Annotated in this window: 4 protein-coding genes and 1 pseudogene; all 5 read left to right on the top strand. The window is 75.0% G+C overall.

Annotated features, from left to right (window positions below):
- On the top strand, positions 1-2,853 hold a 2,853-nt coding region (gene infB, locus IEY78_RS33415; RefSeq protein ID WP_189104758.1), incomplete at its 5' end, for a translation initiation factor IF-2.
- Positions 2,854-3,086: 233 nt separating this feature from the next.
- Positions 3,087-3,380 (top strand): DUF503 domain-containing protein, encoded by a 294-nt coding sequence (locus IEY78_RS33410; RefSeq protein ID WP_189104757.1) that lies wholly within the window; start codon positions 3,087-3,089, stop codon positions 3,378-3,380.
- A 66-nt stretch (positions 3,381-3,446) separates the two neighbouring features.
- Positions 3,447-3,902, top strand: a complete 456-nt coding sequence (gene rbfA / locus IEY78_RS33405; protein ID WP_189104756.1) for a 30S ribosome-binding factor RbfA — start codon at positions 3,447-3,449, stop codon at positions 3,900-3,902.
- Positions 3,899-4,879: a tRNA pseudouridine(55) synthase TruB gene (gene truB / locus IEY78_RS33400; protein WP_229700334.1), complete on the top strand. Its 981-nt coding sequence runs from the start codon at positions 3,899-3,901 to the stop codon at positions 4,877-4,879. The genes rbfA and truB overlap by 4 nt, the downstream gene beginning before the upstream one ends.
- A 243-nt stretch (positions 4,880-5,122) precedes the next feature.
- Positions 5,123-7,483, top strand: a pseudogene (locus IEY78_RS33395) (hypothetical protein); the annotation flags it as partial.

The following is a 7,483-nucleotide window of genomic DNA, read 5'->3' as shown; positions in this document are numbered from 1 at the left end:
CCCGCGGCTCCGGCTCCCGCCCCGGCCGCCGCCGCCGAGGCGCCGCAGGCCCCCGCGGAACCCAAGAGCACTCCCGCCGCCGGCCCCACCCCGGGCCCGCGCCCCGCACCGGCGCGCCCCGCGGCACCCAAGCCCGCTCCGGCCGCCCCCGCGCAGCCCGAGTTTCAGGCTCCGCCGTCCGCGCCGGCGGCTCCCGCCGCCGGCCAGTCGGCTTCCCGTCCCGGTGCCACCCCCGGCCCGCGTCCGGCCCGTCCGGCGTCCGGTCAGGGCGGCCAGGGCCAGGGCCAGGGTCAGGGCGGCCAGGGCGGTCAGGGCCGCGGTAACGCTCCGCGTCCCGGTGGCGAGCGTCCGGGCCCGCGTCCCGGCGCCCGTCCGTCCGGCCCCCGTCCGGGCAACAACCCCTTCACCTCCGGTGGCTCCACGGGCATGGCCCGTCCGCAGGCCCCCCGTCCCGGTGGCGCCCCGCGCCCCGGTGGCCAGGGTGGTCCCGGCGGCCCGCGTCCGCAGGGCGGCGGCCAGGGCGGCCCCCGTCCCCAGGGCCAGGGCGGCGCGCGTCCGACCCCCGGTGGCATGCCCCGTCCGCAGGGTGCCGCTCCCGGCGCCGGTGCCGGCGGTCCGCGTCCCGGTGGCGGCGGTAACCGTCCGAACCCGGGCATGATGCCGCAGCGTCCCGCGGCCGGCCCGCGTCCGGGTCCCGGTGGCGGCGGCGGTCGCGGTCCCGGCGGTGCCGGTCGTCCCGGTGGCGGCGGCGGTCGTCCCGGTGGCGGCGGCGGCTTCGCCGGTCGTCCCGGTGGTGGCGGCGGTCGTCCGGGTGGCGGCGGCGGTTTCGCCGGTCGTCCCGGTGGCGGTGGCCCCGGTGGTGGCGGCGGCTTTGGCGGTCGTCCCGGCTTCGCCGGTCGTCCCGGCGGCCCCGGTGGCCGTGGTGGCACGCAGGGTGCGTTCGGCCGTCCCGGCGGTCCGGCGCGTCGTGGCCGCAAGTCGAAGCGGCAGAGGCGCCAGGAGTACGAGGCCATGCAGGCCCCGTCGGTCGGCGGCATCATGCTGCCGCGCGGCAACGGCGCGACGGTTCGCCTGTCGCGTGGTGCCTCGCTGACGGACTTCGCGGAGAAGATCAACGCCAACCCGGCGTCGCTGGTCCAGGTCATGCTGAACCTCGGCGAGATGGTCACCGCGACCCAGTCGGTCTCCGACGAGACCCTCCAGCTGCTCGCCGACGAGATGAACTACGTCGTCGAGATCGTCAGCCCGGAGGAGGAGGACCGCGAGCTGCTCGAGTCCTTCGACATCGACTTCGGTGAGAACGAGGGCGGCGAGGACATGCTCGTCGCGCGTCCGCCGGTGGTGACCGTCATGGGTCACGTCGACCACGGTAAGACCCGACTGCTCGACGCGATCCGCAAGACGAACGTCATCGCGGGCGAGGCCGGCGGCATCACCCAGCACATCGGTGCCTACCAGGTCGCGACCGAGGTCAACGACGAAGAGCGGCGCATCACCTTCATCGACACCCCCGGTCACGAGGCGTTCACCGCCATGCGTGCCCGTGGTGCCAAGTCGACCGACATCGCGATCCTCGTGGTGGCGGCCAACGACGGTGTCATGCCGCAGACCATCGAGGCCCTCAACCACGCCAAGGCGGCCGAGGTCCCGATCGTGGTCGCGGTCAACAAGATCGACGTCGAGGGTGCCGACCCGACCAAGGTGCGCGGTCAGCTGACCGAGTACGGCCTGGTGGCCGAGGAGTACGGCGGCGACACCATGTTCGTCGACATCTCCGCCAAGCAGGGCGAGAACATCGAGTCCCTGCTGGAGGCCGTGGTCCTCACCGCGGACGCGGCGCTGGACCTGCGGGCCAACGCCGAGCAGGACGCCCAGGGTCTCGCGATCGAGGCGCACCTCGACCGCGGCCGCGGTGCCGTGGCGACCGTCCTGGTCCAGCGCGGTACCCTCCGCGTCGGTGACACGATGGTGGCCGGCGACGCGTACGGCCGCGTGCGGGCGATGTTCGACGACAAGGGCAACAACGTCGAGGAAGCGGGTCCGTCGACCCCCGTCCTGGTCCTGGGTCTGACCAACGTCCCGGGCGCCGGCGACAACTTCCTGGTCGTCGACGAGGACCGTACGGCCCGTCAGATCGCCGAGAAGCGCGCGGCGCGCGAGCGCAACGCCGCCTTCGCCAAGCGCACCCGCCGGGTGTCCCTCGAGGACCTGGACAAGGTGCTCAAGGCCGGCGAGGTCCAGCAGCTCAACCTCATCATCAAGGGTGACGCTTCCGGTTCCGTCGAGGCCCTGGAGTCCTCGCTGCTCCAGCTCGACGTCGGCGAAGAGGTCGACATCCGGGTGCTGCACCGCGGCGTCGGTGCGGTCACGGAGACCGACATCAACCTGGCGTCCGGCTCCGACGCGATCGTCATCGGCTTCAACGTGCGCGCCGAAGGCCGTGCCACGCAGATGGCCGAGCGCGAGGGCGTCGACGTCCGGTACTACTCGGTCATCTACCAGGCGATCGAGGAGATCGAGGCGGCCCTCAAGGGCATGCTCAAGCCGGAGTACGAGGAGGTCGAGCTCGGTACGGCCGAGATCCGCGAGATCTTCCGCTCGTCCAAGCTCGGCAACATCGCCGGTGTGCTCATCCGCTCCGGCGAGGTCAAGCGCAACACCAAGGCGCGCCTCATCCGCGACGGCAAGGTGGTCGCGGAGGACCTCAACATCCAGGGTCTGCGCCGCTTCAAGGACGACGTCACCGAGATCCGCGAAGGCTTCGAGGGCGGTATCAACCTCGGAAACTTCAACGACATCAAGATCGACGACGTCATCGCGACGTACGAGATGCGGGAGAAGCCGCGCGGCTGATCACGCACCTCCCGGGGCCGGTCCGGCGGAGTTCTGCTCCGCCGGCCGGCCCCGGCCGTTTGCGGGGGTCGGGCTCCCGGGCCGGTGGCGCTCACCCACCGGACCGTGCGTTCCACGGAACGTAATCCCGTCGAGCGGTGTCCGATGTTGCGTGTACCGTTCTTGTGTTCTTGCCGAATATCGGCAGGGCTCACCGCATACGAGGCCTCACGGGTCGGCTTGACCCGCATCGCATGTACGTAGGGACGCTGTCCTTCGACCTGCTTCTCGGCGACGTTCGGTCGCTGAAGGAGAAGCGCTCCGTCGTCCGCCCGATCGTCGCCGAGCTGCACCGCAAATTCGCGGTGAGCGTCGCGGAGGTCGGGGACCAGGATCTGCACCGCAGGGCCGTCATCGGCCTGGCGGTGGTCTCCGGGGACGCGGGGCATCTCACCGATGTCATGGACCGCTGCGAGCGCATGGTCGCCGCACGGCCCGAAGTGGAGCTGCTGTCGGTACACCGGCGGCTGCACGGCGACGACGACTGACCTGAAGGGCCGGGCAGCGCGCCGCCGGTGGAAGCACAATTGTGGAAGAAAGAAGGAGACGGACCAGTGGCCGACAATGCGCGGGCGAAGAAGCTGGCGGACCTCATCCGGGAGGTGGTCGCCCAGAAGCTGCAGCGCGGCATCAAGGACCCGCGGCTCGGTTCGCACGTGACCATCACGGACACCCGGGTCACCGGCGACCTGCGGGAGGCTACGGTCTTCTACACGGTCTACGGTGACGACGAGGAGCGGGCCAGCGCCGCCGCCGGACTGGAGAGCGCCAAGGGCATCCTGCGCTCCGCGGTCGGCGCCGCGGCCGGCACGAAGTTCACGCCGACCCTGGCGTTCGTGGCGGACGCCCTGCCCGAGACCGCCAAGACGATCGAGGACCTGCTCGACAAGGCACGGGCCTCGGACGCCAAGGTGCGCGAGGTGTCCTCGGGCGCCGAGTACGCCGGTGAGGCGGACCCGTACCGCAAGCCGGGCGAGGACGAGGACGACGAGGGCACCGCGGCAGAATGAAGCGTGAGAGCAACAGGCCCCGCGGGAAGGGCGAGCGCGGCGCGCCGTCGGGCCGGGGCGGCGAGCGGCCGGCGGGCCTGGTCATCGTCGACAAGCCGGCCGGTTTCACCTCGCACGACGTGGTGGCGAAGATGCGCGGCATGGCACGCACCCGCCGGGTCGGGCACGCCGGCACCCTCGACCCGATGGCGACCGGCGTGCTCGTCCTGGGCATCGAGCGGGCCACCAAGCTGCTGGGCCATCTCGCGCTGACGGAGAAGGAGTACGTCGGCACGATCCGGCTCGGCCAGACGACGGTCACCGATGACGCCGAGGGCGAGATCACCGCGTCGAAGGCGGCGCACGGCCTCGCCCGCGAGGACATCGACGCCGGGGTCGCCGAGCTGTCCGGCGCGATCATGCAGGTCCCGTCGAAGGTCAGCGCCATCAAGATCGACGGCAAGCGCTCGTACTCACGGGTCCGTGACGGCGAGGAGGTGGAGATCCCGGCCCGGCCGGTGACCGTCTCCTCGTTCGTGGTGCACTCCGCGCACGAGTCCGAGGCCGAGGACGGCACCCCGGTGACCGATCTGCTGGTCTCCGTCGAGTGCTCGTCGGGCACCTACATCCGGGCCCTGGCCCGCGACCTGGGCGCCGGGCTCGGGGTCGGCGGCCATCTGACCGCGCTGCGCCGTACCCGCGTCGGCCCGTACAAGCTGGACCGGGCGCGCACCCTCGAACAGCTCCAGGCCGCCGTGGACGACACCGAGGGGGAGGGCCTGCCGGTCATGCCGCTCGGTGACGCGGCCGCCGCGGCGTTCACCCGCTGGGACGTCCCCGAGGCGCAGGCGCGGCTGCTGCTGAACGGCGCGCGGATCCCGATGCCGCGGTTCGAGGGCGACGGCCCGGTGGCGGCGTTCGGGCCGGACGGCCAGTTCCTGGCGCTGGTGGACAACCAGGGCGGGAAGGCCAAGAGCCTGGCGGTGTTCGCGATCTGAGGCACCCGGGGCCGGTTCCCGGGGTTGCCGTGCACCGAGGCCGGGCCCGCAGCGGGAGAGACGCTGCGGGCCCGGCCTTCGTGTGGGCGTACCCGGCTCTCCCGTGGGCCCGGGCCCTTCACTCATTCGGTGAGGCGCTCGACGTGAATCAAGGCGTGGAGGGGGGCGCGTTGGATCGGCTCCCTGTCCTGACGATCATCGCCTGCTTACCGTTCGGGGACCGGACGGGCGAGAGGATCGGCAATGGCACTGCTGGACGCCGATGTGGGCGCGGCACTGGTGCGCATCCGCGATCTGGCAGGTCGCACCCGTGGCACGGGGTTCCTCGCGGACCCCGACGGCACGGTGGTCACCAGCCATGAAGCGGTGGACGGGGCGGCGCAGCTGGTGCTCCAGCCCATGGCGGACGGGGCGGGCGGCGGCGCGGCGGGCGGCGGCGGATGGACCTGCCTGGTGGCCGCCGACGCCGTGACGGCGCTGCCGGAGGACGGGCTCGCCCTCGTCCGCACCGACGGCTTCGGACCGCACCGGCTGCTGCCGCTGCCCATCGCCGCGGCCCGGCCGGCGGCGGGCACCGGCGCCCGGCTCTGGGCGGGCGGCTGGCTGGACGGCACGGTCGTCGGACCGGGCTCCGGGGTGATGTACACGGCCGCCACCCGCGTCCACCTCCTCGACGAGACGCTGGAGCTCCACCTCTGCGCGGGCGGCCGGGAGGCGCTGCGGCTGGGCGGCCCCGCGGTCGGCGGACCGGTGCTGGACGCGCGGACCGGCGCGGTGCTCGGCGTGCTCGGCACCGCACTGCACTCCGGCCGCCGGGCCGGCGGCTACGCGATCCCGCTGCGCGCCGTCGCCGAGGCCGCGCCGGGCGGCGTGCTGGCCGCGCTGCTGGAGCGCAACGCCGCCACCGTCCCCGCCTACGGCAGCGAGCTGAACCCGGCCGGCGCCCGGCAGCTGACGGAGGCGTCGGCGGGCGGTCCCGAGCGGCCGCAGCGGTGGCAGGAGCCGGTCGAACGGCCGGAGGTGGCCGCGGAGTTCGCCCGTTTCGAGGACGGCGGGGCGGGCGCGCGGGTGCTGGGCCTGGTGGGGGAGGCGGGGACCGGGCGGAGCACGGAGCTGGCCGCGCTGGCCGCCCGCCGGGCGCGGGGTCCAGTTCCGGCGCCGACCGTGCGGCTGCGCGGCGCGGAGCTGCGGGCCGGCGACGACGGGGTGCGCACGGCCGTGGAGCGCGCGCTGCGCTCCGCCGGCCGGATCGTCGCCGCCTCGGGCCGCACGGCCGGCGATCCCAGCGACACCACTTCCCAGGGCCTGGCCCGGGCGGCGGCCGCGGCCGGACGCGGGCTGCTGGTGCTCCTCGACGGCCCCGAGGAGATGCCGGCGACGCTGGAGCGGCGGCTGGCCGACTGGACCCGGGCGACGGCCGACTGGCTGGACGCGGCCGGGGTGCGGCTGGTGATCGCCTGCCGCCCCGAGTTCTGGGAGCGGGCCGGGGCGCTCTTCCCGCCCGGGCTGCTGCACACCCCGCGCCATCCGCTGCCCGCGCTGCCCGCCTGCACGGGGCTGGGCGACCTGACGGAGGAGGCCGCCGAGCGGGCCCGCGGCCGCTACCGCCTGCCACCGGGACTGCCGGCCGCCGCCGACGCCCGCCATCCGCTGGCGCTGCGGCTGCTGGCGGAGGTCCTGGCCGCGCTCCCCAAGGACGAGGCGGCCGACCTGGGCACCCCCGACCGCCATCAGATCTTCGAAGCCCATCTGGACCTGGTGTGCCTGCGGATCGCCGGGCGCCTGGCCGCCGCCCGCCGGCCCGCGCCGCGCGGCACCGCCGTGCGCCGCCTGGCCTCCCGGGTCGCCGGACAGGTGCACGAGGCGGCCCGCCGCTGCCTGCGCCCCGGGCCGGGCGGGCTGGACCCGGTGTCCTTCGAGGAGCTCTTCCCGCCCGAGTCCGGCTGGGCCGCCGCGGTGCTCGCCGAGGGGCTGCTGGTCGCGGCCGGCGGCGGATACCGCTTCGCGCACGAGGAATTCGCGGAGTGGCTGCAGGGCGCGCACGCCGACCCCGGCCTGCGGCCCGCCCCCGGCCGGCGCACCGGACCGCTCGTCCAGGCGCTGCTGCTGCTCGCCCGGCGCGAGGGGACGGTGCAACTGACGTTCCGGCTGGCGGAGTTGGTGCCGGCAGCGACCGCGCCCGGCCCCGGGGAGGGGGCCGCACGGGCCGTGGACGCCCGCCGCTGGGCCGCCCGGCTGCTGACCGGCGTCCTGCTCCGGGTGCCCGACGCGAGGCCCTACACGGGCGTGCTGCGGCTGCTCGCCGACCGGATCACCGAACGGTCGCTGCGGGCCGGCGGCTTCGCCCGCACCGGCCTGCCGGAGTTCGGCCCGTGGTTCTGGGAGCGGCTGGCGCTGCCGGACGCGGACCGGATGGATCTGCTGCGCCGTCTGCTGCCGTCGGACGGGCCGCCCGCCGCGACCGGCCGGGCGCCGCACGGGCTGCCGCGCGCCGGGGCGGGGGAGTCCGCGCCCGGGCCGGCCGCCGTGCCGCGCCCCGGCGGTCCCTTCGCCGAGCCCCCGCGGGTGCGGGTCCACCTGGCCGACCACGCCGGGCCGGCCCTG

Origin of the sequence: Streptomyces kronopolitis (genome assembly GCF_014646275.1) — a bacterium.
GTDB lineage: Bacteria > Actinomycetota > Actinomycetes > Streptomycetales > Streptomycetaceae > Streptomyces > Streptomyces kronopolitis.
The sequence above is the reverse complement of the archived record's forward strand: the minus strand, read 5'-3'. Positions and strand labels throughout refer to the sequence as shown.